At 70.2% G+C, this 24,151-nt stretch carries 18 protein-coding genes; 7 read left to right on the top strand and 11 right to left on the bottom strand.

The features are described 5' to 3' along the window. Nucleotides 1-62: 62 nt before the first annotated feature. The 7 genes from ACIWVC_RS13450 to ACIWVC_RS13420 are packed head-to-tail and all read left to right on the top strand — an operon-like array spanning nucleotide 63 to nucleotide 9,414. Nucleotides 63-1,520, top strand: coding sequence for a hypothetical protein (locus ACIWVC_RS13450; protein WP_396446844.1), 1,458 nt, complete (start codon nucleotides 63-65; stop codon nucleotides 1,518-1,520). Beyond that, entirely contained in the window at nucleotides 1,517-2,512 is a 996-nt protein-coding gene (locus tag ACIWVC_RS13445; RefSeq protein ID WP_396446845.1) for a PrgI family protein, read from the top strand. The genes ACIWVC_RS13450 and ACIWVC_RS13445 overlap by 4 nt, the downstream gene beginning before the upstream one ends. Further along, a complete protein-coding gene (locus ACIWVC_RS13440) occupies nucleotides 2,513-4,384 on the top strand; it encodes a VirB4 family type IV secretion system protein (protein ID WP_396446846.1) in 1,872 nt (623 codons plus the stop codon). Next, entirely contained in the window at nucleotides 4,381-6,894 is a 2,514-nt protein-coding gene (locus tag ACIWVC_RS13435) for a type IV secretory system conjugative DNA transfer family protein (RefSeq protein WP_396446847.1), read from the top strand. Before ACIWVC_RS13440 ends, ACIWVC_RS13435 begins: the two co-directional genes overlap by 4 nt. Continuing rightward, nucleotides 6,891-7,817 (top strand): replication-relaxation family protein, encoded by a 927-nt coding sequence (locus ACIWVC_RS13430; protein WP_396446848.1) that lies wholly within the window; start codon nucleotides 6,891-6,893, stop codon nucleotides 7,815-7,817. Before ACIWVC_RS13435 ends, ACIWVC_RS13430 begins: the two co-directional genes overlap by 4 nt. After that, nucleotides 7,817-8,806 (top strand): NlpC/P60 family protein, encoded by a 990-nt coding sequence (locus tag ACIWVC_RS13425; RefSeq protein ID WP_396446849.1) that lies wholly within the window; start codon nucleotides 7,817-7,819, stop codon nucleotides 8,804-8,806. Before ACIWVC_RS13430 ends, ACIWVC_RS13425 begins: the two co-directional genes overlap by 1 nt. Then, complete coding sequence (locus ACIWVC_RS13420) at nucleotides 8,803-9,414, top strand: DUF2637 domain-containing protein (protein ID WP_396446850.1); 612 nt, start codon at nucleotides 8,803-8,805, stop codon at nucleotides 9,412-9,414. Before ACIWVC_RS13425 ends, ACIWVC_RS13420 begins: the two co-directional genes overlap by 4 nt. Before the next feature lie 74 nt (nucleotides 9,415-9,488). On the opposite strand, the gene ACIWVC_RS13415 is transcribed toward ACIWVC_RS13420, so the two are convergent. The 11 genes from ACIWVC_RS13415 to ACIWVC_RS13365 form a co-directional block, all read right to left on the bottom strand. Further along, a complete protein-coding gene (locus ACIWVC_RS13415) occupies nucleotides 9,489-9,869 on the bottom strand; it encodes a hypothetical protein (protein WP_396446851.1) in 381 nt (126 codons plus the stop codon). A gap of 18 nt (nucleotides 9,870-9,887) precedes the next feature. Then, nucleotides 9,888-10,349, bottom strand: a complete 462-nt coding sequence (locus ACIWVC_RS13410; protein WP_396446852.1) for a hypothetical protein — start codon at nucleotides 10,347-10,349, stop codon at nucleotides 9,888-9,890. Then, a complete protein-coding gene (locus tag ACIWVC_RS13405) occupies nucleotides 10,346-10,687 on the bottom strand; it encodes a hypothetical protein (protein WP_396446853.1) in 342 nt (113 codons plus the stop codon). Before ACIWVC_RS13405 ends, ACIWVC_RS13410 begins: the two co-directional genes overlap by 4 nt. Before the next feature lie 118 nt (nucleotides 10,688-10,805). Beyond that, entirely contained in the window at nucleotides 10,806-12,686 is a 1,881-nt protein-coding gene (locus tag ACIWVC_RS13400) for a hypothetical protein (RefSeq protein ID WP_396446854.1), read from the bottom strand. Between the two features lie 53 nt (nucleotides 12,687-12,739). Further along, nucleotides 12,740-13,969 carry an AAA family ATPase gene (locus ACIWVC_RS13395; RefSeq protein WP_396446856.1) on the bottom strand — a complete coding sequence of 410 codons (1,230 nt, stop codon included), beginning with the start codon at nucleotides 13,967-13,969 and terminating at the stop codon, nucleotides 12,740-12,742. A 98-nt stretch (nucleotides 13,970-14,067) separates the two neighbouring features. Beyond that, a complete protein-coding gene (locus tag ACIWVC_RS13390) occupies nucleotides 14,068-15,123 on the bottom strand; it encodes a MarR family transcriptional regulator (RefSeq protein ID WP_396446857.1) in 1,056 nt (351 codons plus the stop codon). 726 nt (nucleotides 15,124-15,849) lie between these two features. Then, entirely contained in the window at nucleotides 15,850-16,398 is a 549-nt protein-coding gene (locus ACIWVC_RS13385) for an ATP-binding protein (RefSeq protein ID WP_396446858.1), read from the bottom strand. 87 nt (nucleotides 16,399-16,485) lie between these two features. Beyond that, entirely contained in the window at nucleotides 16,486-17,550 is a 1,065-nt protein-coding gene (locus tag ACIWVC_RS13380; protein WP_396446859.1) for a hypothetical protein, read from the bottom strand. A 56-nt stretch (nucleotides 17,551-17,606) separates the two neighbouring features. Further along, entirely contained in the window at nucleotides 17,607-19,718 is a 2,112-nt protein-coding gene (fxlM, locus tag ACIWVC_RS13375; RefSeq protein ID WP_396446860.1) for a methyltransferase, FxLD system, read from the bottom strand. 23 nt (nucleotides 19,719-19,741) lie between these two features. Further along, nucleotides 19,742-20,977: a lanthionine synthetase C family protein gene (locus ACIWVC_RS13370; RefSeq protein WP_396446861.1), complete on the bottom strand. Its 1,236-nt coding sequence runs from the start codon at nucleotides 20,975-20,977 to the stop codon at nucleotides 19,742-19,744. 29 nt (nucleotides 20,978-21,006) lie between these two features. Continuing rightward, the gene (locus ACIWVC_RS13365; protein WP_396446862.1) at nucleotides 21,007-24,093 is read right to left on the bottom strand and encodes a lantibiotic dehydratase; all 3,087 of its coding nucleotides are present in this window, start codon (nucleotides 24,091-24,093) and stop codon (nucleotides 21,007-21,009) included. Nucleotides 24,094-24,151 lie beyond the last annotated feature (58 nt).

Raw genomic sequence — 24,151 nt, 5'->3', positions numbered from 1 at the left:
CAGCGACACCGGGCGAGCAAACTCCGGGCGATGGCGGCGCGGAGGGCGCGGGGTGCGGGTTCATGGACATGGGCTGCTTGGCCAAGCAGGCGGTGAACGGCTGGTTCGCGGACCTGGTGACCAGCGCCGCCGAGCCGGTCTGCGACCTGCTGGCGCAGACCGTGCTGGGCACCCCGCCGCTGGACTCGCCCGGCATGGTGCGCGCCAAGGACCTGTGGGGTGTGTCGCAAACCATCGCCAACACCTGCTACGTGCTGATCATCACTGCGGGTGGTGTGCTGCTGATCGCCGGGCACTCGCTCCCGGGCAGTGAGCTGACGCCGGGGCAGTTGGTAGCGCGGCTGGTGGGTGCGTTCGCGGGCTCCAACCTGAGCCTCATCCTGATCGGGTACGCGATCACCTTCGCCAACGGCCTGTCGGGGGCGTTTCTCAGCGCCGGGGCCGAGGCGATGGAACCGAGCCGGGTCGCCGAGGCGATCACCGCTTACTTGGCCGCGAGCCTGGTGCCCAATCAGCCGTTCACGATCTTCATCGGGCTGGGTGTGGTGGTGCTGGCGTTGTGCTTGGCGTTCATCTACATCATCCGGGTCGCTTTGACCATGGTGCTGATCGCCGCGGCACCCGTGGCGCTGATGTTCCACGCCTTGCCGATCACCGACGGGCTGGCCCGGTTGTGGTGGCGCAGCATCACCGGTGTTCTGGCGATCGGGGTGTGCCAGTCCCTGATCCTGGCGACCGCGTTCCGGCTGCTGTTCTCCGATGTCGACGGGCAGCCCGGCGACTCGGGCGGCGGGTTTCCCGGGATCGCCTCGGGGGCTGGGATTGATCTGCTGCTGGCGCTGTGCCTGCTGTGGATCATGGTCCGTGTCCCGTCGTGGGTGGCCCGCACCATCTGGCGCGCCGCTCAGCCCAGCGCGCTGACCGGAATGGTCAAAAGCCTCATCCTCTATCGCGGTCTGGGTGCCCTGACGCGCCGCCGCGTCCCCACCGGCAAGTCCTGGACCCCCTCACCTCCGCCGTCTTCGTTCGCGTCTCCACGGCCACCTCGGCAGTACTTCCGGCCGGTGCCGACGATGCCCGGCCTGCCACGCCCGGCCCTCGCAGCCCCTGGAACACCGTCCGTGGCGCTGGGGTCGCCCGGTCCGTCTGATCCGCCGCTCGCGCTGCCCGCTGGTGCGATCCCGATGCCTCCTGGAGCGTTCCCGATGCCCCCAGGCCAGCCACCCGAACCCCACCGCGACCACCAAACCGGCCGCCGCCCGAGGCAGCTCACATTGCCGATCTCGGCGGCACCCGGCCCCGCCGGCAAGACCACCGCGCGGCGGCCGACGCAGCTGGCGTTGCCGATCCCGGTGACCCGCTCGCCGCGGTCACCCGCACCCGGCGGCGCTGCGGCGGCGGGTGGGCGGCCGCGGGTGCGGTCGGGGCAGCTGATGCTGCCCGGCATGCCCAGACGTCCCGTCCCGCGACGGCAGCTGACCTTGTGGATCGACCCACCCAAATCCAGGAGGCGCCGATGAGCCCCCGCCACCAGCACACCGAGGCGCCGATGAGCGTGAAGATCCCCGCCGACGTCGACCAGCCGGACAAGATCCTGTACGGCCTCACCGCCCGGCAACTGGCGATCCTGGCCGGCACCGCCGCCCTCTGCTTGTGGCTCTTGCTCACCCTCGGGCCGCTGGTGCCGATCCCGGTCCTGGTCGCGGTGCTGGTGCCGGTCGTGGCGGCCGGGGTCGTGCTGGCGGTCGCACGCCACGACGGCATGAACCTCGACCGCTCCGCCCTGGCCGCCCTGCGCCACCTACGACGAACGAAAGAACGGGTCACGGCTGCCGGGCCGGTGCATCCGCCACCGGCCTGGTGCCGGATGCGCGGACGGCTCCCCGAACCGCTGCGGCTGCCCGTCCGCGCCGTCCGCCAGGACGGGGTCCTGGAGCTGGCTTCGGGCGGTGTCGCCGTCATCGTCCGCGCCGGCACCCTCACCTTCGGATTGCGAACACCGGGTGAGCAGGCCGGGCTGGTGGCGGTGTTCGGCCGCTGGCTCAACTCCCTGGACACCCCCGTCCAACTCCTGGTCCAAGCCCGCCCGGTCGACCTGACCGGACTGGCCGACCACATCACCCAGCACGCCCCCGCACTACCCGACCCCGCGCTGGAGCAAGCCGCGTCCGAGCATGCCGCGTTTCTGGCCGATCTCGGCGCCGAGCACGACCTGCTCATCCGGCAGGTCCTCATCGTCATCACCGGGCACGTCCCCTCCTCGCCCCCGGCACCCGCCCTGCCATGGCGGCAGCGCAAACGCCACCGAGTGGGCCGCGACACCGCGGCTGCGGTCGCCCTACGCCGAGCCGCCGAGGCCGAGCAGGCCCTGGCCGCGCTCGCCATACCCGCCGAGGTCCTGGACGCCGCGAGCGCCACCGCCGTCATGACCGACTCTCTATCCCCAGGCGAACCCCGCCTTGTGGATAACGCGGCACCCGATGACGTGATCACTCACCGGCAGGAGGACTGAATGCGGCTTTCGCTTGGTGCGCTTTCGCGCACCCTCGGCCTGACCGCCCAGCCCGGCGCTCCCGGCGACGAACTCGCAGAAGACAGTCATGAAGGCGGCCTGGCCGACCTGGGGCTCGGGCCGTCGGCGCTGCGCGTCAGCGCCCGGTCGCTGGAGTTGCCCGGCGGGGTGTGCGCATCGTTCGCGGTGACCGGGTACCCGCGGGAGGTCGGCGCGGGCTGGCTGGAAGCGCTGCTCACCTACCCCGGCCGCCTCGACGTCTCCGTTCACATCGACCCGATCCCGCCGCTGGTTGCCGCGCAGCGGCTCCGCCGCCAGCTCGCCCGGCTGGAGTCGGCCTCGCGCGCCGACGCGCAGCGGGGGCGGCTGGCCGACTTCGCCGCCGAGGCCGCAGCCGACGACGCCGCTGAACTCGCCGCCTCGCTGGCCCGCGGGCACGGCCGCCTGTTCCGCGTCGGCCTGTACCTGACCGTCCATGCCCCGGACTCGGGTGTGTTGGAGGGTGAGGTGCAGCGGGTGCGGGCGCTGGCCGCCTCGCTGCTGCTGGACGCCCAGCCGACCACGTTCCGCGCCCTGCAAGGCTGGACATCGACTCTGCCGCTGGCAGCCGACTCGATCGGGGCGCGGCGGGTGTTCGACACCGCTGCGCTCGCCGCCGCGTTCCCGTTCACCTCGCCGGACCTGCAGCCGGTGCTGGGTGACACGCCGGTGCTGTACGGGCTGAACGCCTACTCCTCGGGGGTGGTGGTGTGGGACCGGTTCGCCCAGGACAACTACAACTCCGTCACCCTCGCCCGCTCGGGCGCCGGCAAGTCCTACTTCACCAAACTCGAAACCCTCCGGCTGCTCTACCAGGGCGTCCACGTCGCCGTCATCGACCCCGAAGACGAATACCGGCGGTTGTGCGACCACGTCGCCGGAACCCACATCGCGCTCGGCGCACCCGGCGTCTGCTTCAACCCCTTCGACCTACCGGAAGGGCAAGGCGAAGACACCCTCATCCGCCGTGCCCTGTTCCTGCAGACACTCATCAGCGCGATGCTCGACGAGCCGCTCACACCGGCGGCGCGGGCGGTCCTGGACCGCGCGGTGCTGGCCACCTACCGGGTGCGCGGTATCGGCTCCGACCCCCGCACCTGGACGCGTCCCGCCCCCGTCCTGGCCGACCTGGCCACCCAACTCGACACGATCGCGCAAACGGGGGCTCCGGAGGCGAGTACGGCGGCCGATCTGTCGGCGCGGCTGGCGCCGTATGTGACCGGTTCCCACCGTGGCTTGTTCGCCGGACCGACCACCACCCGCCCGACCGGGCACCTGGTGGTTTTCTCGCTGCGCGACCTGCCCGACGAGGTCCGCACCGTCGGAATGCTGCTCGCCCTGGACGCCATCTGGCGCACTGTCGCTAACCCGGCCGACCGGCGCCGCCGCCTGGTCGTGGTCGACGAGGCCTGGACGCTCATGCGCGAAGACGAGGGCGCCCGGTTCCTGTACCGGCTGGCCAAGTCCGCCCGCAAGCACTGGGCCGGACTCGCCGTCGTCACCCAGGACGCCGGCGACCTGCTGTCCACCGACCTCGGGCAGGCGGTGATCGCCAACTCCGCCACCCAGATCCTGCTGCGCCAAGCACCCCAGGCCATCGACCAGATCACCGACGCCTTCGACCTCACCGACGGCGAAAAGACCTTCCTCCTCGCAGCCGACCGCGGCCAAGGACTGCTGTGCGGAACCGGCGCCGGATCAGACCGGGCCGCGTTCTCCGCCGTCGCCAGCCAGCACGAACACCGACTCGTCACCACCGACCCCGCCGAACTCGCCGGCCACGAGCAGCACGCCGTCACTGCAACCTCGGACACGGAGAGCGACCAGCGATGACCCACACGACTGACCTCCAGAACACCATCAGCAGCACGGATCTGGACCAACTCCTGTCGGACCTCGGCCACGCTCCGCACCAGCTGATCGACCTGGCCACCCATCACGGGCCGGTCGCCGCGCTGGGCGTCCTTGGCGCTGCCGCTGCCTGGGCGAGCGCGCGGTGGGTGTTGTGGGACTGGCGCAACAGCCGACTCGAGCCCGGCGCCCGGCTGATCGAGGTCGCGGTGCCACCGAAGGTCGAAGCGGCCTCCGCCGCCGCCTGGTGGGCTCGGCTCATCGGCCTCACGCACCCGCGCTGGAAACGCCTGATCTTCGGGCAGCCGCACCTGGCGTTCGAGTACCACGCCGACCACAACGGAATCCACTTCCACATCTGGGTCCCCGGAACCATCCCGCCTGGAATAGTCGAGAAGACCATCCGGGCGTCCTGGCCCGGCGCCACCCTCACCACCCACCCAGCCACACCACCACTCCCGCTCGACCAGGAGTACCGGGCGGCGGGCGGGCGGCTGGTCCTGGCCCGCCCCGAACACTTCCCGCTCACCAGCGACCACGACACCGACCCCCTGCGCGGACTGCTCGGCACCGCCTCCGGCCTCGCCGAAGGCGAACACCTCGCCGTGCAGATCCTCGCCCGCCCCGCCACCGGACGCCGCCTCACCAAGGCACACCGGGCGGCGTCAGCACTGCGCGGAGGCCGCTCCACCGCACCCCAAAGCTTCCTGTTCGACCTGGTCACCCCCGGCATGTCGGGGCACCACCACCCGAGCGAACTCACCCGCCAGCATCCTGAGCGCGCCGAACAGGTCCGCGCCATCCTCGGCAAAGCCGCCCAGCCGCGCTTTGAGGTCCAGATCCGCTACGGCGTGGCCAGCCGCCACCCCGACCAAGTCACCGCCGGGTGGTTGCGCGCACACGCCCACGAAACCGCCTCGACCTTCGCGCTGTTCACCTCCGGCCACCAATACCTGCGCCGCCGCCGACTCCACCACCCCGTCACCCGGCTGGCCGAGCGGCGCCTGCACCGCGGCTACCTGCTGTCGGTCGCCGAACTCGCCGCAATCGCGCACCTGCCCTACGACCTGGCCGCACCCGGCGTCACCCGCGCCGGTGCCCGCCCCGTCGCGCCCTCACCCGCCATCCCCGTCTCCGGCCCCGGCGTCCGCGTGCTGGGCGACTCCGAAGCCGGCGCACCGCGCCCGGTCGGCCTCACCGTCGCAGGCGCCCGCCAGCACCTGCACGTCCTGGGCCAGACCGGCGTCGGCAAGTCCACCTTCCTGGCCAACCTCATCCTCTCCGACGCCACCGCCGGGCGCGGCGCGCTGGTCATCGACCCCAAAGGCGACCTGGTCGCCGACGTCCTGCAGCGCCTCCCCGGACGCGCCATCGGCCACACCGTCGTGTTCGACCCCGCCGCGCCAGGCCGGCCACCATGCCTCAACGTGCTCGCTGGGCACGATGCGGCCTTTGCGGCCGAGTCGATCGTCACCACGTTCCGCCGCTGCTTCACCTCCGCCTGGGGACCCCGCCTGGACGACCTGCTCCGCTCCGCCTGCCTCACCCTGACCCGCGTCAACGGCACCCGCGCCACCCTCGGCGACATCCCCAAACTCCTCATCGACACCGCCTACCGCGCCCGCGTCACCGCACGCGTCACCGACGAACTCCTCCGCGGGTTCTGGGCCTCCTACGACGAACTCACCCCCGCCGCACGCGCCTCAATGATCAGCCCCGTCATGAACAAACTCCGCGCCGTCCTGCTGCGCCCCTTCATCCGCGACACCCTGTCCGGAGGCGCATCCACCGTCGACCTCGCCGGCACCCTCGCCTCCGGCGGCCTCATCCTCGCCCGCCTGCCCAAGGGCGTGCTCGGAGAAGACGCCGTGCGCCTGTTCGGGTCACTGCTGCTGGCGCAGACCTGGCAGGCCATCACCCCACGCGCCACCCAGACCGAGCATGACCGACCGGACGCGGCCGCCTACATCGACGAAGCCCACAACTTCCTCAACCTGCCCGGCTCCATCAGCGACATCCTCGCCGAAGCCCGCGCCTACCGCTTCAGCCTCACCCTGGCCCACCAGCACCTGTCCCAACTCCCCAAAGACCTCCGCGAAGCCGTCTCCGCCGACGCCCGCAACAAGATCTACTTCGCCGCCTCACCCGAAGACGCCACCGACCTGGCCCGCCACACCGCACCGCTCCTGGCCCCACACGACCTGTCCCACCTGGGCGCCTACCAAGCCGCCGCCCGCCTCATGGACGGCAACACCCCCACCCCGCCCTTCACCTTCCGCACCCGCCCACTACCCGCCTCAATCCCCGGACGGGCAACCGCAATCCGCAGCGCATCACGCGAACGTTTCACAACCCAGCGCACCGCACGCTCGATCCCCGAGGTCGCTCTGCGGGACCTGGAGGCCTCACCGCTCACACCCGCCGAAAGGTCCGATCGGGCAACCACGGTGAACGCCGGTGCCCCACCGCCCGCAGAGGAAGAGCAGCGATGACCCGGCCTCGCACAACCCGCACCCGACTACGCGGAACCCAGAACCGTGCCCCACGAGTCACCCCCGAGCTCCTCGCGGAACTGGCCTACCGGCTCACCGACCGCGATCGGAACCTGCTGGCCTTGCTCTGGGAGCACCGCGTCCTGACCACCGACCAGCTCACCCGACTGTTCTTCCCCACCCCAGAAAGAGCCCGACAGCGTCTCAACCACCTGCACAACCACCACGCCCTTCTACGATTCCGTCCCTGGGCACCCGTCGGCTCCAAGCCATGGCACTGGGTCCTCGGCCCGGTCGGCGCGCATGTCCTGGCCGTCCAGCACGGCCAGAGCCTCGCCGAGTTCGGCTACCGGCAGGACACCGCCACCGCCATCGCCGTCTCACCCCGCCTCGCCCACCAGATCGGCGTGAACGAGTTCTTCGTCTCCCTGCACGCTTACGCCCGGCGTCAAAGGGCCGCTGTGGAGCAGTGGTGGTCGGAGCACCGCTGTGCGGCCTTGTGGGGGGACTTGGCCCGGCCGGACGCCTTCGGCCGCTGGACCGAGCCCCGCGCCGACGGCACCGCGGCCACGCTGGACTTCTTCCTCGAACACGACACCGGCACCGAAACTCTCGCCCGGGTCACCGCCAAACTCGGGGGCTACGCCGACCTCGCCGAAGCCACCGGCACCACCACACCTGTCCTGTTCTGGCTGCCCTCATTCAAACGCGAGGCCAACCTCCGCCGCCTGCTCGGCACACCCGAGATTCCGGTCGCCACCGCCGTACACACGCCCGCCAGCTCATTCGACGGGCCCGCCGGGCCGGTGTGGCAGCCCGCCGGCGCCACCGGCCCTCGGCGCCGCCTCGGCGATCTCGCGCGCCTGTGGGCCACCGTCCGCCAGCACGACGACGCTCAAGCGCACGACTCGGCGGGCTCCTGATGCCGCTGGCCATCGCAGCAGCCGTCGGCGTCCTGGTCCTGATGGCCGTGCTCGTCGCGGTGATCGGCGCGGTCATGCCCGGCTCCGGAGAGGCCGTCTGCCAGCCTGAGCCCGGTAGCTCCGCCGCCGATATCCCGCCTGCGTATCTGACGCTTTACCGCGCAGCGGGAGAAGAGTACGGGATCGGGTGGCACGTCCTGGCGGCGGTCGGGAAGGTCGAGTCCGACCATGGAAGGGGCCCCGGTCCCGGTATCTCCTCGGGCCGCAACCATGCCGGAGCGGCCGGTCCCATGCAGTTCATGCCCGGCACTTGGGCCGTGTTCGGTGTCGACGGCGACCGGGACGGCCGCAGGGATGTTTATGACCCTGCCGATGCGATCCCGGCCGCCGCCCGCTACCTCAAGCACGGCGGCGCACCCGAACGCCTCCGGGCTGCACTGTTCCAGTACAACCACTCTGCCGCCTACGTGGACAAGGTCGTCCGACAAGCGCGCGCCTACGCTCAACGCACAGCTGCTCAGCTCGGCGCGACTCCAGCAGACTGCGTCGGCGCCTTCTCGGCCGTGATGCCTCCCGGTCACGCTGCCGCGAAGGCGATTGCGTTCGCCCGTGCGCAACTCGGCAAACCGTATCTTTGGGGCGCGACGGGGCCGGGTGCGTTCGACTGTTCCGGCTTGACCTATGCCGCCTACCGCGCCGCCGGTCTCAGCATCCCGCGCGTGTCCGGTGCGCAGTGGCGGCACGGCCCCCGCGTCCCCACCGGGCGTGAGCAGCCGGGCGACCTGGTGTTCTTCAACTCCGGTCCTGGCACCTCCACCAGCAATCCCGGGCACGTCGGCCTGGTCATCGGGAGCGGGAAGATGATCGCCGCACCGCACACCGGCACCGTCGTCCAGATTCAGTCCTACCGCCGCTCAACGCTGCTCGGCTTCACCCGCCCAACCGCACACCGCAAAGCAGAGGCACCGGCGAGCGGAGCCGGCCGGTGACCGATCGACTGATCAGAGTGACCACGGCGCTGGCGGTGGTGGCGGTCGCTGCCGTGGCCGCGCTCATCTCCTACGCGCACATGCTCGACCTGGTCCGCTCCCACGGTGAAACCGGCGCGACGGCGCGGCTGGTTCCGTTCACCGTGGACGGCCTGATTTGGGCGGCGTCGATGGTGATCCTGGACGCCAGCCGCCGCAACCGCCCCGTACCGGCGTTGGCCGGGTGGAGCCTGGCTGCGGGCATCTGCGCCACGGTGGGCGCCAACGTGGCGCACGGCGCCGCCCACGGGCCCATCGGCGCTCTCGTCAGCGCCTGGCCCGCCCTGGCGTTGGTCGGCTCGTTCGAGTTGCTGATGACCCTCACCCGCCGCGCGGCACCCCGCCGGGTGAGCGTGCCGGAACCGAAACGCACCAATCTGGAGCAGCCCCATCCGGACGGCGCCAGGCTGGAACAGCCTGTCGAGCAGGCCGTCCTGGCCGAGTACCGCGCGAGTTTGAACGGACCCGGCCGACCGGTTTCTCAGCGGTATCTGGCCGAGAAGTACGGCATAGATCGCCGCAAGGTCAAACAGATCATCATCGGCACCCAGCCCACCGCCCCGTCCTGAAGCAGTGCCCAGGACGGGGCGGGGGAAGGTGCCGGTCTCCCCTTTAGCGGAGGCCGACCTCGGCGGGTGCCCGGTCAGGTCTCGCCCTGGGCTCGGTCGGTGGTGATCCGCCATTGGTAGTGCCAGCGGAGGGTGGCGTTTCCGGGCACGTGGTGACGTTGGACCTTGCCTGCCTGTTCCAGGTACCGCAGTGCCTTGCCGGTGGCGGCCGGGCTGATCGCCGCCGCCACCGTGATCTGGGCGGCGGTCATCGCGGCGCCGGTACTGGTCAGCACGTCCAGGACGGCGCGCTGGGGGACCGTCAGCGTCGAGCCGGTACCGCCCCGGCCGGTGCGGTCCGGGGCCGGGTCGAGGCCGAGCCAGCGGCGCAGGAACTGATCGACAGTCTCACCTTCGCGCCTGCTGCGCTCCAGAAAGGCAGCGACCTCATCATCGATTCTGATCGTGCGGGGCATCGAAACTCCTTGGTCGGTTCACTTCGCCGCAGTCGCGGCAGCGGGGTGCGTTCGGGGATGGTCGCCGTAGGCCAGTGCCTGGTGGTCGGTGCGGAGTTGTTCGTAGCCATGTCCGATGAGCGCGTTACCGAGCGCGTCATACGGTGCGGCGGAGGCGACGACGTCGGCGTGGTCGCCGCAAAGGCCGTCAGCGACCTCATCGCAGGCACCGCAGTCCGACGGGATGTCTCCTCGGGCATCGGCGGCGGTCAGCAGAGCAGAGGCGAGGGCCTGCTCGTCTTGGAGTACGGGGTGGGCCATGGCGACGACTTCACGGGCGACCGCGGTCAGCTCGGTGACCGCCTCCTCGAAGGTCGTTGTTCTCTGAACCGAGTCGACATGGTCGAGGCGCTCCAGGGCCTCACCCAGGAGAGTGATCTGGCCGAGAAGTGACTCGGCGGACGATCGCGAGATCCGGTCGCTGGCCGGACGGCGCCTCATCGGGCGATCCTGTCCGCGTGGACGGTGAACGCGTCCAGGCGGGCGGTGCCGCGGGCGCGCCACAGCGCCTGGACAGGGTCCAGGCCCTCATGGTCGATGCCGGTGACCGGCTCGTCACACCATCTCGCGGAGGCGCGGGTGATGGTGGCGGCAGCAACCTCGGTGGCGGTGTCTTCTGTCTCGTCGAGGGCGACGAGCATCTTCGCCTCTGCCTCACAACGTCGCTGGTGGGCGCCGTCATGGCGGTCACGAATGTAGGACTCCATGCAGTTCACGGTCGGTCTCTCCTTGCCGTGGTTGGGGACTTCCTTGGTCTTGCGGCACCCGATGCTGTCCACCCGCCGGGATGGTCCCGGACCGTCCCGGTAGCGGGCGGCGGGTGCCGCTGTGCCGCCCGGTAGGGGCCGGTAACGGCCCGGTGCGCCCCGTGTGTGGGGCGCACCGGGCGGCGGGCGGTCAGGCGCTGCGTAGGGCGCGGACAGCGGCGGCGCCGATGGCGTCGGCGGCTGCGGCGGGGTCGGCGAGAGTGACCAGGTGGGCGCCGTTCATGGCCCTGGTGCGGTGGGACATCGATAGCCACAGCACGCCGCATCCGGCGGCGGTGAGCCGGTCAAGGCGTTGCTGTCCGTCTTCGCGCTGGTCGTCTTTGAAGATGCCGTCGGAGACGATGACCAGGAGGCGGGCGGCGCCGGGGCGGGTCAGTTCGACGGCGGAGTCGAGGGCGTCGACGGCCTGGACGAAGTTCTCGTAGTTGTCTCGGGCGGCGAACGTGGTCACGGTGTTCGGGGTGTGTCCGGGGTGGACGATGGGGCGGACGCGGGCGCCGAAGATGACGGTTGCCGCTAGGGCATCGGGGATGTGTCCGGCGGCGCGGGCGATGATCCAGGCGGCGGAGGCGACCGGGGCGGCCAGGGCGTTCATGGAGCCGGACACGTCGCAGGCGATGCCGATGCGCAGCGGCGGCGCGGGCACGTGGCGGCGGGTGGTGCGGGTGAACGGTTCGGCGGTCGGGACGGTTCCGGCGGCGCGTTGGGCGTCGGCGGCCAGCGCCCCGCGCATGGACAGCCGTCCGGGCGGGGTGGGTGAGGTGTGGGTGGTGGTGACGCGGTCGCGGTGTGCGGCGGCGCGCAACCGGCGGGCCAGACGGCGGGCGGCGGCCTGCTCACCTGGGTTGGGTGGGCGGGTGCCGGTGGTGCGGGTGGCGCCGCGCCGCGCGGTGGCGGTGCTGCTGGCGCCGAACACGCGGCGTGCGGCGCGGTCGGCCGTGTTCTTGGCGTCTTTCTCTTGCCGCCGCTTCTCGGCCGGGTCGGGGGTGGGTGAGCCGGTGGCGGGTGTGGCGGCGGCATTATGGACGGCGGCCATGGTGGCGCCGAGCGCCTCGGCCAGCGGGGACGGGTCGCCCGAGGCGCCCGGCGTTCCGGGCGGCGGGGGCGGGGCGGGCTGATCGGGGTTGACGCCCAGGATCCGGCACCAGCGCCGCCCCAGGTCCATCATGGTGTCGCCGTCGTCATCGCCGGTGGCGTGCGCGAGGTGCCACATCGCGGCCAGTGCGCTCAACCGGCTGGGTCCGAGGACGTTGAGGACGGCGTGGGCCAGAGGCTTGGTTTCTTCTTTTTCAAGGATTCCGGCGTCGGTGCGAGCCAGGATCAGCGCGGCGGCGCGTCCGGCGTTCCATGGCGTCATCGCCGCGTGCGGTGTCGTGACCGGCGGGGCGGCCGATGGGGTGCTCGGCGCACCGGTCGCAGCGCCACCGGACGGCGCGGGCGCGCCGGTGGGGCCGCTGGTGGCTGCCCCGGTGGGCGGGGTGGTGAAGTCGGCCAGGATGAGGCTGGTGGCGGACGCGCGGAGCCAGCGGCGGTCGACGGGGCGACGGCGGATCTGGGCCGCCTCGATCCGCGATTCTTCTAGTGCGAGGGCGGCGTCGGCTGCGGCGGCGGACGCGCTGTCCGGTACCGCCCAGCGGGTGTGGGTGGCGTGGGCGGCCTCGTGGGTGAGCACGCCCCACATGGCCGGGTAGCGGTCCCGGTCGGCGGGCCATGCCGGGTCACACGTGCCCGGGTCCTGCCGCAGGTGGATGCCGTCCAGCTCGATGGTGGCCAGCGTCGGGACGAAACAACCCGGCGCGCCTCGTCCGAGGCCGGGCGCGCACTGCACGGTGAGGTCTTCGCGGTCGGTCAGGTCGGTGACGGCTTCGGTGAACGCGGCCGACAGCCGCAGCCACGCCCCGCTCAGCCCGGTCACCGGCGCCGGTGGCGCGGGGGCGGCACCAGTTCCGGTGCCGGACGGTGCGGCGGTCGTGGCGACGGGTGCGGGTGCGGGGATGACGTGCGTTGCCATGGGTTCCTCCGGTGAGTAGGGCGCGGTCGTATTCGGGCGGGTGCGGGTGCGGGTTAGACCTGCTGGCCGAGGGCGAGTGGGGCGACGGCGCGTCCGTAGACGGAACTGACGACCTCGGCGACCACGTCGCGGTCTTCTTCGGGGGCGACGCCGAGAAGATTGGCCACCGCCGCCTCGTCACCGAGGACACCGGCGACCTTCTGGAAGTTGATCAATTCGCGCAGTTGCGGGGCCCAGCCGATCTCGCCGGATTCCTGACGGCGCGCCAGGTTGCGCGCGACGCGCACAGCGCGGGGTGCGATGTCCAGGGCGCGGGCCAGGTCGTAGTCGGTCGACACCCGGATTTGCGCGGCGAACCGGGAGGCCAGGGCCTCGGTGAGCACGGCGCCGTGCACACCCGGGTTGTGTCCGGCGACCACGTAGAACCCCTCGGCAGCGGTGATCACCTCGCCTTTGTGCGCCTTGACGATGATCTGCCGCCGCCCGTCCATGGCCGGATACACCACGGCCAGCACCTTGGGCGAGATGAGGGTGGCGTCATCGATGAGCAGGGCGCGGCCCTCGGTCATCGCCGTGACCAGCGGCCCGTAGACGAACTCATAGCCCCCGCCCGGGGCCTGGGTGTACTCGCCCACGAAATCGGCGACGGCGGTGTCACCGTCCCCGGCGACGGTGATCAGGTCCGGGAAGGCGGCCTCGACCAGGGACGTCTTCCCGGTCCCGGGAGGCCCGTACAACATGGCCGGGATGGACGCCTCGCGCAGCTTGCGCAGCGCCGCCACGTCCGGCAGGTCCGCCAACCGGCGCGGGTGATAGGTCTGGCCGTTCGGCCGCACCACCGGCCCACCCGCACCCTTCCCGCCCGTAGCGGCGGCCTTCCCCGACCCGCCCGACGTGGCGGGTGTCGGGGCGGGTACGGCCTTGGTCGGCGCGGCGGCGGGCGCCGGTACGGGTGCGGCGGCGGGTGTGGGTGTCGTGCGGGCGGGTGCCGTGCCGCCGCCTTTGAGGGCCTCGGCGGTGGTCGTGGTGGCCCGGTAGCGGCGCGGCCCGGTGGCCACCAGCTCGGCCTGTCTCCGGTCGACCAGCACGGTCAGCGCGTTACTGACCGCACCGGCCGACCGGCTCAGCTCCCGGGAGATCTCACCTGGGGTGAACGTCGCCCCGGGCCGGTCGGCCAGGATGGCGGCGACCCTGCGGCGCAGTTCCCCTTGGCCCAGGCGACCCGTGGCGGGCGCCGTGGTCGCGGGAGCGGCGGCGGTCGAGGTGGTGGGAACGGTGGTCATGGCGTGGCTCCTTGGTGTGTGGGTGGTTCAGGGCGACGGGGGCGGGCGGTGGCACGGTGGCCCGCCCCCGGGCTGTCGGTGCGGTCGGTGCGGCGCGGTCAGCGGGCTGCGCGGACGGCGTGGCGGGCGGCGGTGAAGCGGCGGGGGCGGTCGCACACCAGCTCGGCCTCACCGGACTCGGTCAGCCGGTCCAGGGCGTTGGACACCGCCCCCGCCGAGTGCCCGATGACCTTGGCGATCTCGTGCGGGGTGAACGCGGCCCCACGGTGCCCGGTCAGGTGCGCGGCGACCTTCGTGCGCATCTCACCTGGAGCCGAGCGCGGCTTGCCCGAGGCGTTGCGCGGGCGCCCGTTCGCGGCCGTACGCACCAGCCGCCGCGCCTTACCCGACCCGCCGTAGACGCCCTCGACCGCCGTCAGCGCCGCCGCACCGTCCCCGGCATCCAGCGCGGTCAACGCCGCCGCGATGGCGTCCTGCAGCCCCGTCAGCGCATCCCGCGCCTCAGCCACCGCAGCCGCATCCAGCCCCGCACCCGGGTCCTCGGCGTCACCGTCCCCGGCGCCGGTGTCGGCACCGGTCGGCTCGGTGCCCGCCGGTTCGGTGGCGTCCGGCGTGTCGGTGGTGGCGGGCGCCTCGTCGGTGTTCGCCTTTTCGGTGTTCGCCTTTTCGGTGTTCGCCTCAGCGGCGGGCGCGTCCTCGGCGGAGGTGTCCGGAGCGTCTTCGACCGTGGCGGGGTGATCGGTGTCGGTGGTGGTGACCGGGTGCCAGGTGTCGGGCTGGCGCTTACCGCCGTCACGTCCGCCGCGCGTGCGGGTGGCGCGTCCGTCGCGCTCCAGGGCGGTCAGCGTGCGCGTGACGGTGGCGCGGCTGACACCGGACGCCTCCGCGATCGCGGTCACGGTGGCGCCCGGGGCGGCCGTCAGCGCGTCCCACACGTCCCCAGCCGCCCCGGACGGGCGCGCCCCGCCCGTGACAGCGGCGGCGCCGTTTCCGGCGTTCTCGGTGCCCGTGACGCCGTTTCCGGTGGGGCCATTCGCGGTGATGTTCTTCGCGGCCATTTCGTCTCCCATTCGATGTGACCGGCGACCGGATTCCCGGCGCCGTTTCCGTTCATCGGCAGGTCGACCATTTCTCGATGCCGCACGACCAGGCAAGCACCTTCGGCCACATTTTTTATCACCTCAACGGCTGAACGACCTAACCAATCCCGCCCACACCCGCTAAACCCACCCGCCGGTAAAGCAGATTTGCGCCAATTCATAACCGGACACCTCATCACGCGAACACCTTTTCCGAGGTCCCATGCATCGAAAGGTGCGGCGGCGTGACCCGTGAACACCTCATGCGAGATGTTTCGCGCCTCTTCTCACCTCATCGACTCACCGGTCACCGCGACCCCACGCCTCGGCTCTGAACGGCACCGCGCTGACCCGGCCGCCGGCGGACTGACCCACCGGCAATTGGCCGGTGATGTAGGGAGGGGTGGTTAACCGACCGGGAGGAGAGGAGTAGAGGCAGGAGGAGAACCAGAACCCACATCGCGAGCTATTACCAGGGGTCGTCCTGGTGACGAGTCGGGCGCGCGAACAGAAGATGCATCAGCGCATCCACCTGCACCGACGTACGCATTTGGGGCTTCTGGTCATAGACAGAAGCCCGAGAAGAACCCCGAAAAGAAGACTGAAGAGAACCCCGAAAAGACACGGCCATCTGTATGCGTCGCACCTGAAGACGGAAACGAAGAAAACGGCGCAAACATGGGCGGGCTCCGTCCGCAACCCGGTAGACGCCGGATCTGCGGACGGAGCCCCGCCCTCGAAGAGGGCTGCTCTACGCTGTCCCCCGAGGGGCCAGCCTGCTACCGACAGGCTGGGCCCTCGCTACGACACCAGTGCCACCTGCTGCTCCGGACCGTCCTGGGTGTGGCGGCGCAGGTCCATGTCGGCCCAGACGGTGAAGCCGTCGTCTGGGCTACCGTGCACCCCCATCGCCAAGGCCAGCTTGGACACCGTGAGCAGGCCATAGCCGCCCACCCGCGGCTCGCACCCCGGCGTCTCCGACCGGATCGTGGGCACGCAGCCCCCGCCCAGGTCGGTGACTGCGATGTAGGCGATCTCAGCCAGCGTGACCTCCAGGCCGAACCAGCCTCGCCCCTCACCCGACCGCGAGTGTCGGACGGCGTTCGTGGACAGTTCAGCCACCACCACCGCCACATCCTCTTCACGCCCGGTGCCCTCGAACAGCGTGGCCGCGAACACCCGCGCCACACGCACCTGATCGGCCCGGCCCGGGTAGACCCGACGCCACCGCATCGGCTCCGAACCCCGGAGCCACTCAGCGGAAGAGCACATCCTGTTCTTCACTTTCCCCGTTCCTTCCTCGGGCGCGTCCAGTGCCGCGACCCGCCCGAACGACGTGATTGACAGCACCCATTAATAGGCATCTCTTACGTCGGGTCAAGTGTCAGATACCCACCGCTGGTCCACGGGCAGGTTCGGTGAACTGGGTCGGACGCTTTAGGGAAGTTGGGCAGCCGGATGGATTTGGAGAACCTTCGCCGCAGCACGTCTGCTCTCTTCAGCTGCATTGAGCAGTTTCGTGTGCAGAGGTTCAGGAATTCTCCCCTGGCCAAGACCGGCAGACTTCACGGCCAAGAAAAGCTGTTCTTGTTGGGATGCGGTGAGCTTCCCCTTGAGGTCGGGACTTCGAAGGAGCTCTTGCGCAACGTAGCCGTCCTCGATATCAGGAATCTCGCTGGCGATCCGGCTGACTATTGGACCGCTGTCGCTACCGGAGAGGCAGATCGCCGTGAGGGCTACGCGGACACGGAAGGTCGTGAGTTCCGGGATCTGTTCGAGCGCCAAGTACTTGTCCACTGCGGCGGTATCTGCAGTGCTCGGCGGACGCCCGGCTGCTCGTCGGCACAACATGGCCAGGCAGGCCGCAACGGCCTCTTCCCATACTTCTGAAGTACTACTTTGCTCGACGCAGGACAGAGCCGATTCCGGTTTTCCGGTGAGCGCCTGGGCGATGATCATGGCCTGTCGGCCGTCCAGAAGTCGACGGCCGACGCCTCGATGCTGCTGCGCGAACGCGACTGCACGCTCCCAGCTGCCGGCTGCGGCCAGGGCGCGGAGACCGTCGGCGAGCATCACGCCCCATAGCCACTGGCACAGGTCGCGGTGCTCGTGCCCAGAGCAAGTCAGGTCCCCGAGCGGGAGGTCCCGTCCGCCGATCCTCGCCGACCCCCTCGTCCGGACGGCCCGATACAGCTCCTTGAGCTGATTGGAGGCGGCTTCTGGATCTCCGGCGCGCATGAGGAGCCGGGAAAGATTGATGAGCGGTTCCAGCGCGTACTTCGCCGTTTGCGCAGTCAGCGGCCGAGCGTCCATGTACAGCTCGTACTGCTGTCGGCACAGGGAAGCCGCGAGGTCGGGCATGCCGCAGTCGCTGGCGATCAGGGCCGCCCGGTTCTGCGCGGCCGCAGCTGCGGCGAGCCCATCAGCGGTATCGGCCGACTGGTTGCTGGTCCGGGCGAGGTCGGTGATCTCTTGGATTCGCTCGGCGAGCGGTCGGCACACCGGCCGCTGACGTGCGACTAGGGGGAACCGTCGCGCGGCCTGGCTTAGGGGCGGTCTCATTGCCAAGTGATGGTGAGGCGCGTGTTCGGACGCTCGAAGACGAACCTGCCCGGCGCCGGCGCGGCGGTGTCCTGCCCCACAGTTCCCGGTTCGATCTCGAACTCGACGGGCCGAGATCGGTAGCTCTGATCCCAGGTTCCGATGGCATCGGCAACCCGACCGGCCAGAGCGTTCCCCGTTGGGCCATGGCCCACAACTCCGACCTCGTACATCCGACGGTTCCCGCTCGCGGGGTCGTGGGGACGGAGAGTGAGGTATGCGAGGTCGCCCTTGTCGGCTACGGCCATCGCACCCCAGCCGAACAGGGGACGAACCAAACCTTGGTCGACCGCGATGCGCTCGACCGGCATCCGGCTCAGCGCGTTGTCCATGACGCACGTGAGCCAGACGTCGAGCCACTCGAAGGATTCGTCGCCCCTGAACAACACGCCCGTCCACACTTCGCTGGGCGCCGTCTCCAGGACCCTGCTCAGCAGCGACTCGTCTACGGACTGCTCTCGGTTGGTGTGGAGGCACACCGATCCATCGGCGGTCAGGGGGATCACGCGGCGCGCGTCATCGGCGATGCCGCGCAGGGGCATGAACGTGCACAGCCGGCTGTTGCGGCCGAGCCAGCGTCCGTCGCTGTCGCGTTCGAAGGCGATCGAGCGGGACACTCCGCCGCGCAGCCGCAGCGGTACAACGAGTCGGCCGCCGGGGGCGAGTTGGTCCAGCCACGGGAGGGGGAGGTCGCCTGCTCCGACGGTGGCGATGATGCGGTCGTAGGGTGCGCCCTCGGCGTGGCCGAGCGCACCGTCGCCGAGCACGACGTGGACGTTCTTGATGTCGGCAGCGGCCAGGCCGTCGCGGGCGCCGGTGACTATGTCGTCGTCCACGTCGATCGTGGTGACGTGGCCTTCGTCGCCCACGAGGTGCGCGAGGAGGGCGGCGTTGTACCCGGTGCCGGCCCCGAGTTCGAGTACGCGTTGACCGCGTGTCGGCTGGAGCTGCTCCAGCATCATCGCCACGATCGTCGGCTGGGACGCGGCGCTGATGGAGACACCGTCATCGTCGTGCTTGGTGTGGACGGTTCTATCGGTGTAAGCCTGCTCAAGCGGGATGTCCGGGACGAACACGTGCCGGGGGACGGCACGGAATGCGGCCTCGACCTGTGGGCTGCGCACCGTCCCGTTGTCGCGCAGCGCGTCGGCGAGCGCGTCCCGCAAACGGTCCGCGGTCTCGGTCAGGTCGGGCGTCCGGCTGGTCTGCATGTCCACCTCGGGGACCCTAGAGTCGTCGCTGTTCGGGCTTGGTGTTGACGCGCCGTCGCGCAGGGTTCCCATGACTACCTCGCTTGTCAGTTTGGCCAGAGTGTGCTGATCGGTGTAGGTCAGACCGAGCCGGTTCCAATGAAAGATCACATGGTGGGTCAAGACGGCCCGGAGCCCGCGTTCGAGGACCCCGTGCGCGGCGAATTCGGCCAGCCGTCGTCCCGCCTGCTCGAAGGCCGCTATCCAGGGCGCGATGGCGGCGAGCGCGCCCCCGTCAACGAGGTCGCTGGCTGGCCCTACATCGACGGTCATCAGCTTGTGGACGGCCACCCTCAGCCGCGGGGAAGGGGAGCGGTCGGCCACGGCAGGACGGTGCCAGGCGACACGGCTCCAGACGTCTCCTTGCTCGTACCAGTCCTGTCCAGCGGCGCGCATCAGCACGCTGAACAGGAGCACGCCCAGTTCATGGCGCCCCAACATCCGGCTGGCCGTCGGTCGGGCCAAGTACGTGAGGACGTGATGGCTATCGCGATGGAACAGCTCGTGGGCGACGTCCATACCGAACGCACCGCCGAACGCGACCGATTCGGGCTCGTAGATGCCGGCCCTCCATCTGGACAGCCGGTTCTCCGAAGTCGCACGGTCCAGGACATTTGTCAGGTAAGGCAGGGCGGCGCCGTCAGCTGGGACGTACCGAACTCGCCAGGACGGTGCTTTGCGGACGAAGAACCAGCGGCTGATCAACCCGTTCTCCTCGGCACAGGTCAGCGCCGGTCGCAGGACGTTCACCGCGGTGTCCTCAGCCGCGCGCCAGTTGGGGAAGTCAACGACGACCTGCGGCCAGTCGCCAGTGTCCACGCTCGTTCCCTCCGCGATCCCGATCAGGCGATCAGTAGGCATGAGTCCCAGCCGGAGACGGGCGGAGAGCCAGAGGCGGCGGTGTGGAGCGCGAGGGCGACGCCCGCGGCGCCTTCAAGGAGTCCGAACCGTCCATCAGGTGACCGGAGGAGTTCCGCGGCAAGTCGTTCAGCGTCGTCCTCGTGGTCGATCAACGCCTGCGGCAGCGATAACTGGTATCCCGTCATGGGGACGCTTGCGTCAGCGGTGCAGCGGGTCATGATCTGCGACAGTCCAGCGTGGCCATGGCACAGCGACGCGTCGGATATCGCGGCAAGCTGCAGAGGGTGGGTGAGGGCACCGACGACGGCGCGCTCGGCCATCTCCTGCCGAGCGCGGTCACCGATAGCGAGGGCGGCCAACTGCTGAGCACGGGCTACGCCCGCGGTTCCGTAGCACCAGGAAGGACGTGAGGGCTTCGCCGGAATGGGTTGATCACCGCGCAGTTGTGTACGGGTGACCCAGTAGGGCCACCAGGCGCAAGGGCCGTCGTCCGTGCGCCAGCGATCGAGCCAGGTACAGATGCGGATGATGGCCTCGCCCTGACCGTCCACGGCCAGGCCGTCTCTCATCGTCAACGCGAGTAGCGCGAGCGGGCCGGCGATGCCGTGCGCCATGCCGGTGTTCGCATGACCGCCGGGGAACTCGCCCGAAAGCCGACCCGAGGGCGCCAGGGTGGTCCACCACCCTGGCAGGGACTCATCGTGATCGTTGACGGGCTCGGTGAGCCGAACGAGGTAGGTCAGTACTTCGCTGAGCAGTCGGCCTTTCGCGTCGCGCTGCCGCAGGTAGCCGCCGAGGCCGGTGAGACCGCGGATGGCGTCGAACTCGGCCAGCGCGGGCAGGGCGCCGGCGTCCATGCGGGCGTGCGCCGAGGCTAGGCGGCGGCGCGTTTCAGCGGCGATATGACCGTCGAGGATCTCCAGGACATGGGCATACCGTCCCTGTTCCCCACTGGCCGCGTGCAGGGCGAACCCGACCGCCGGAGCTCCGTAGTACAGATGAGCGTGATTGCTCGCGGTGACGCCTTCACTGATTGCGGCGTTGAGCCATTCGTGCGCCCGCTGCCACGAGCCCAGCCCCACACGGGCACGTTCGATGTGCAGTAGCGCGACCCCTGCCGCACCTACTGCAAGGGACTGGGGCCACCAATCGTCACGCAGCCTCCTCGCGCGGACCTCGGAGGGTGAGGCGAGGCGCTCGGCGATGGCATCGGCCATGGCTCGGCCGGCTTCTCGGTTTAGCGGTGTCATACGTGCTTCCTCGTGCGGCGGGCCTTCCACGCTTGGGCAGCGGCGCGAGCGAGCTGGAGACAGACGCGTTCGTCGTCGGAGTCGAGCCCGACAGCCCGCATGTGATGGGCGTGCAGAAGGGAAGTCAGAACAGCGTCGGCGTCGACATCACCGGCCTCGGCAAGACGAGCACGGTACGCGGCCAGTGCCAGATCACGGGACCTCCATGCTCGCGCGATCGACCGGCCGCCGGGAAGCCCACACAACGCTGCCCAGTCATCCGTCGGGTCGGCGACGAGCACGGCTTGATTCCGGAGGCCGCGGGGTAGCGGCGTAGGCGCCTTGACCGTCGCGTGTCGGGCCACCCACGACACCCCGAGTTCCAAGCTGCCCGTGAACGCGATGGCGATCGACAGAAACTGCGTTGCCGTGAGTGCTTGGAGGTGGAGCTCTCCGGGCGGGTCGGTGAGTTGGGTTGTGACCGCTAGTGAATCGGCACCGAATACGGCCTCCGCTGCCGCCAGCAGAGGCCCGCTTCCCCAACGTCCGGTCTCGGGGTAGTAGGTGGCGAACTGGACATCGTGCAGAAGGCCCAGCCGGCGAAGCTGCTGCGCCCACGTCCCTACGCGGGCGGCGGCCGCCCCGAACTCGCTCGCGTCGGCCAGAGCGATCCGGAACCGAATGTGCGGTTCAGGATCGAGGTAGCGGATGAACCACCAGCCCGGCTGCTCATCCCACTCGGCAAGAAGGGCGGGGACGTACCGAGCCAAGAGTTCGGACTGACGATCCGGCGACCCGTACAGCTTGGCGAACAGCAACGCCGACGCTCCAGGCGCATGCCCGTCGCCACGTCCTGCCACCTGGACCCCGATGGACTGACGTTCGGCTGTGGCGCGGGTAGCCGTCAGCTGGACGACGATCTCGTGAGCGCGTCCGCCGCACCATCCGTTGGCGCCGGATTCTGCGGCCTCCTCCAGGACAACCGCTCGCGCCCCCCGCAGGCTCGCACGAAGCAACGCAAGCTGGCCCGGGTCGGCGAGGTCCAAGGTCAGCCGACGATCCCCTTGTGCCAGCAAAACCGCGCGAGGAAGGCGCCGACCGGCACTCCACGTGTGGAAAGCGGCTCTCCACTGCGGCCACGGAACACCCTCGGCGGGGAGTTCCGCGGCATCGAGGATCCAGCGAGCGGGAGAGATGATTGTGCGCCGGTATCGAATCCGCGGCAGGAACGGCAGGCGGCCGGCCGCTCCCCAATCGAACCCCGTGACGACGGCGGTCTGCGCGCTGCTGACCTCCGCGAGGAAACGGACGATCGGTGGCGTGTGCGCCCGTAGGTCGAGCGCATGCGGCACAACCGGCTCGACCGTCCGCTTTAGGCTCCGGGATGCCAGGTAGAGCCGTTTTCCGTCGCAGCCGACAGCGAGGTCGGCCAGCGGGATTCGGGTACTGTCCCCAGCCGGGTGCTCGCCGAGGCCGACGACGTACGGCAGCAGTTCGGGGACGCGGCTGACGTTCCCAGCGGTGTGGTTGCGCGGAGCGAACGAGAGCTGGACGGGCAGCGCATCGGCATCTTGCGTCGGAAGATCTTCGAACGAGCCTCTCAACGGAGCTTGATCAGCACGGCTGAGGGAGCCGATGAACCGGCCGGTCATGGTGGCCGCGCCCCGGGAGACTCCGGTTACGGCCAAGCAGAAGTCGCCGTCGTTCGCCGCGGCCACGGACACCGCACGCAGTTGGCAGCACATCTCGAGGTGGGGCGGACACTGCGGTGTTTCGCCCGGCGCGAGTTGTTCGAGCAACCGCTCGTCCAAAACGACCTCGTCACGTCCATCGAGAACGGCGGCTTGCGCCAGCGCCAGCAACCGCTCATCACGTTCGGAGACTCGCGGACGAGGCGGTGCCGGGACGCCCAGGTATCCATCCGGGAAGCCGAGCCCGACGTCCGGATTGACCAACTCCACGACCGGGACGAGCGTGCCGACGCCGTACCGATCGAAGAAGCGCGTGTGGTACCTCTGCCATGCCACTGTTCCGAACGGATGGCCCGTCAGCTGAGCAAGCACTGAAGCCGCGGCCTCAGCCTCACGCGCGATATCGCGAGGCAGAACGAGATGGGTGTCGAGATGCAGGTTCAGCGCAGTCCGCGGGTTGGACTCGGCGTTGAGATCACTCATCCGGGACACCACGTCGGCCCGGATAGATCGCCTGGCCGCGGGCTCGGTCGTGCTGTTGTGCCGCGCCAGTCTGCTCTGGACTTGGCGTAGCCCTGCCAACTCCTCCTTGACCTGCGGGATGGCGCCCGCTGCGGCGGCTTCAAGTTGCTCGATCACGTGCCCGATGGCATCGACGACCGTGGCCGCCGGTTGGAGATTGCTGATCAGGACGTGCTGCTTCACCAGGCCGGCGAGCATCTCCTCGATCAACGGCAAGGATGCTGAAGGGAACTCGGCCGTGAGCTTCGCGGCAAGCTCCTCGCACCGAATCGGCGACCGGGCCGCCTCGATGACCAGCTCGACCGCCCGCGTGCAACGGACCGAAACCTCGGCCGCCGCCGCACACTGCCGATCAGGGCTCTGCGGCGGATACGGAACGACCAGCCGATCTCCGCGCCGGAAACCCACCTCGTTGACGACCACAGTGAGCCGCGAGAAAAGCTCCCGGCACGACTCCAACCGGGCGATCACGTCCGCCAGCCATGCCTCATCCGCGCGAGCCACGACACGGTGATGGTCGTCCCAGCGCCAAGAGATCCTCTGCCCGAACGAAGCCGGAGCCACCCCGGCGAACATGCCGAAGGGGGTGGCCCGGCTCGTCATCCGCAGGACGTACCGGGCGACAGACAGCACGGTTCGCCGTACCCGTCGAACGCCGGAGGCTTCCGTCGCCAAGACTTTCTGCACTTCCCGCGCCAACCCGGGGCTGGCATGGTCTATCGCGTCGGTGACTGCGTCGATTGTCCAGACATTCCGCAGCCACACGAGCCACCGGGCGACGTGCTCCGGAGTGTCGCTGGAGAGATCGGGGCACAAGGGAACCGGCAGTTCCGTCATTGCGGCGGCGCGCAGAAACGCCGAGTCGCCGCACTGATACAACCGGCCGTCCATCGTGCCCCCCCGTCGTCCGAAACTCACCGCTTGCGGCCCAGCTCCCGGCGAGCGCCTG

The sequence above is a fragment of the Actinomadura sp. genome, assembly GCF_044508335.1.
Lineage (GTDB): Bacteria > Actinomycetota > Actinomycetes > Streptosporangiales > Streptosporangiaceae > Spirillospora.
The sequence above is the reverse complement of the archived record's forward strand: the minus strand, read 5'-3'. Positions and strand labels throughout refer to the sequence as shown.

Excerpts from the sequence above, each read along its gene's own strand:
- ACIWVC_RS13410 (WP_396446852.1), bottom strand. The coding sequence starts at position 10,349 with ATGAGGCGCCGTCCGGCCAGCGACCGGATCTCGCGATCGTCCGCCGAG.
- ACIWVC_RS13400 (WP_396446854.1), bottom strand. The coding sequence starts at position 12,686 with ATGGCAACGCACGTCATCCCCGCACCCGCACCCGTCGCCACGACCGCC.
- ACIWVC_RS13415 (WP_396446851.1), bottom strand. The coding sequence starts at position 9,869 with ATGCCCCGCACGATCAGAATCGATGATGAGGTCGCTGCCTTTCTGGAG.
- ACIWVC_RS13430 (WP_396446848.1), top strand. The coding sequence starts at position 6,891 with ATGACCCGGCCTCGCACAACCCGCACCCGACTACGCGGAACCCAGAAC.
- ACIWVC_RS13450 (WP_396446844.1), top strand. The coding sequence starts at position 63 with ATGGACATGGGCTGCTTGGCCAAGCAGGCGGTGAACGGCTGGTTCGCG.
- ACIWVC_RS13425 (WP_396446849.1), top strand. The coding sequence starts at position 7,817 with ATGCCGCTGGCCATCGCAGCAGCCGTCGGCGTCCTGGTCCTGATGGCC.
- ACIWVC_RS13395 (WP_396446856.1), bottom strand. The coding sequence starts at position 13,969 with ATGACCACCGTTCCCACCACCTCGACCGCCGCCGCTCCCGCGACCACG.
- ACIWVC_RS13365 (WP_396446862.1), bottom strand. The coding sequence starts at position 24,093 with ATGGACGGCCGGTTGTATCAGTGCGGCGACTCGGCGTTTCTGCGCGCC.
- ACIWVC_RS13435 (WP_396446847.1), top strand. The coding sequence starts at position 4,381 with ATGACCCACACGACTGACCTCCAGAACACCATCAGCAGCACGGATCTG.
- ACIWVC_RS13445 (WP_396446845.1), top strand. The coding sequence starts at position 1,517 with ATGAGCCCCCGCCACCAGCACACCGAGGCGCCGATGAGCGTGAAGATC.
- ACIWVC_RS13440 (WP_396446846.1), top strand. The coding sequence starts at position 2,513 with ATGCGGCTTTCGCTTGGTGCGCTTTCGCGCACCCTCGGCCTGACCGCC.
- ACIWVC_RS13370 (WP_396446861.1), bottom strand. The coding sequence starts at position 20,977 with ATGGCCGATGCCATCGCCGAGCGCCTCGCCTCACCCTCCGAGGTCCGC.